This window comes from Ursidibacter sp. B-7004-1 (assembly GCF_053654055.1).
In genome coordinates, this window is record NZ_JBSIUP010000068.1 from 1 (window position 1) to 2,652 (window position 2,652).

The following is a 2,652-nucleotide window of genomic DNA, read 5'->3' on the forward strand; positions in this document are numbered from 1 at the left end:
GAATTTAGTGATTCCGCAAAATGTATTGTATCGAGTAAATACGAACCCGACTAACCGTGTACTCATTGAAACTGACCCAGACTTTACCAACAATAAACGCTGGCTCAGTTCGGATTATATGTTTAATGCATTACGTTATGAACCAAACACCCTTCAAAAACGCTTGGGTGATGGTTTTTACGAACAACGTCTTGTACGTGAACAAATTAACCGCTTAACGGGCAGACAGTTTGTTGGCAACTATACGGATTTTGATAGCCAATACAGAGGCTTAATGACTGCAGGTATTACCTTTGCACAGAAATTCAACTTACGCCCAGGGATTACGCTTTCAGCAAACCAAGTGGCACAACTTACCACAGATATTGTATGGCTGGAAAGTGAAAAGATTAGGTTACCAAACGGTCAAGTGGAAAATGTGCTAGTGCCGAAAGTGTATGCCGTGGTGAAAAAAGGCGACATAACGGGTAACGGTGTTTTGCTCTCGGGGAATAGCGTAAAACACAGTGGTGGCGAGTTTATCAATAACGGCACAGTCGCAGGAAGGGAATTAGTCCGCTTTGACAGCGACAGTATTCGCAACAGTGGCAATATTCAAGCTGGAGCCATTACAGGCAACATCAGCGGTAATGTAGAGAATATCGGTGGGGCGATTGAAGCAGACAGAGCAATACTGCTTAAGGTTGCTGGCAATTTTAACCACAGCAGTACGACACATACCACTTCGGTGAGTGAACAAGGCTATCAACGCACCGACACCACGATTGCTCGCAAAGGTTTGCTGCACGTTAAAGGCTCAGATGGTAGGCTACAAATTCAAGCAAATGACATCAATATTGCCGGTGCTGACATTATCAATGACGGCAAGGGTCAAAGCTACATATCTGCAAAAAACAACCTCAATCTCACCGCTTTAGCCGTGGGCTTTGATGAGAAAATGGGCGGTGGTAACCATTATCGTAATGAAAAAGTCCAAGATGTTGCGGTAAATCATATAAAAGGAGCTGGCGATGTTGTGCTGAAAGGGCATCATATTTACTCGGAAGGTGCAACATTGGAAGCGAAAGCGAAGTTGTCCGCTATTGCGAAGAATGATTTAGTGTTAAGCACAGCGAGTACATTCAGTGATTTTGCCGAATATCACCATACGAAAAGTCGTGGAACATTTGGCAGTTCAAAGCAAACCACATTAGACACAAGCCAAGATAAAACCAAAGTAGGAACAACATTAGGTGGAAGTGAGATATTGCTTTCGGCAGGTAATGATTTAAAAGCTCAAAACCTTCAAGCCATTGCCGATAATGATTTACGTCTAGAAGCAGGTAATAACGTAAGTGTTGCTGCAGATACGAATTACTTCAAAGAAACGCATTTCAAGCAACAATCAAAATCAGGGGTGTTCTCTGGAGGAGGAATAGGCATTACCTTTGGAAAAAAATCAGAAACCCACGAAAGCGAAGCGGAAGGCTGGCAACAAAGCCAAGCACGCAGTACATTAGGTAGCCTTACAGGTAATATCAGCATATCGGCTGGTAATCACGCTCATCTATCGGGTACGGAGGTTGTTGCCTCTGGAGAATTAGGCAAACAAATTTTAGTGGAGGGCAAATCGACCTATATTGGTGCCAGTGAAGATAATCTTTCTGCTAAAGAACGTCACGAATATAAGCAATCGGGCTTAACGATATCCTTTAGCTCAGCGGTAACAGATGCAGCACTGGCAGCGAAAAGTAGCTTGAAGCGTTCAACACAAGTGAAAGACGAACGTTTAAGCACATTACTGAAAGTAAAAGCAGCGAATGAAGCCATTGAAACGGTAACAAAAGCGAAAGCACTTATCGACACGATTCAGAACGCAAGTAATGCGACAGCCGCCGTTGGAAATAGTGATTTTAAAGTGTCAGTCAGCGTGGGGGCAAGCAAATCAACTCACACAAGCCACACTCAGCAAACGACCCATCAGGGCAGTGTATTAAGTGCAGATAAACTCATCATTCGGGCAACAGAGGGAGATAATACGATTGTTGGCTCAAAAATTGATGCAAATGAGACAACGCTTGAGGGTAATAACGTCAATTTACTGGCAACGACAGATAGCCAAAGTAACCGCTCCGATAATAAGAGCAGTAGTTGGAGTGTAGGGGTATTTGTAGGTAAATCAGGTGGTTCACAAGGTTTTGGGGTTGAAGGAGCTGCCAATATCGGCAAAGGACATTCTAACAGTGACGCTAAAGTGCAAAACCATACGGAAATCAACAGTAACCGCTTAACCATTAAGGCAAAAGAGACAACCACCTTAAAAGGAGCAACGGTGAACATTAACCACTTAAATCTTGAGACCAAAAATCTGCATATTGAGAGTGTGCAAGACAGTGAAAAATATGACAGCAAACAAACCCAAGGTGGGGTAAGTGCCTCTGTGGCGATTTATGGTAGTGGCTCTAGTGCATCTGCACAGTTCAGCCAAAACAAAGCGAAGGTGGATTATGCTCAAGTAACTCAACAATCGGGCTTTCATATCAACGAAAGCTCGACTATCAATGTAACAGAAAACACCCACTTAAAAGGTGGCATTATCAATGCTCAAGGTGATAAAGCGAACCACACAATGAAGACAGGTACGCTGACGACTGAAAATATTGAAAACCACAG

1 protein-coding gene is annotated in these 2,652 nt (G+C 43.3%); it reads left to right on the top strand.

All coding sequences use genetic code 11. The annotated features are described in order from the left end of the window. Positions 1 to 2,652 (top strand): hemagglutinin repeat-containing protein (locus ACWIW0_RS11200; protein ID WP_454453381.1); only part of this gene is annotated, 2,652 nt, incomplete at both ends.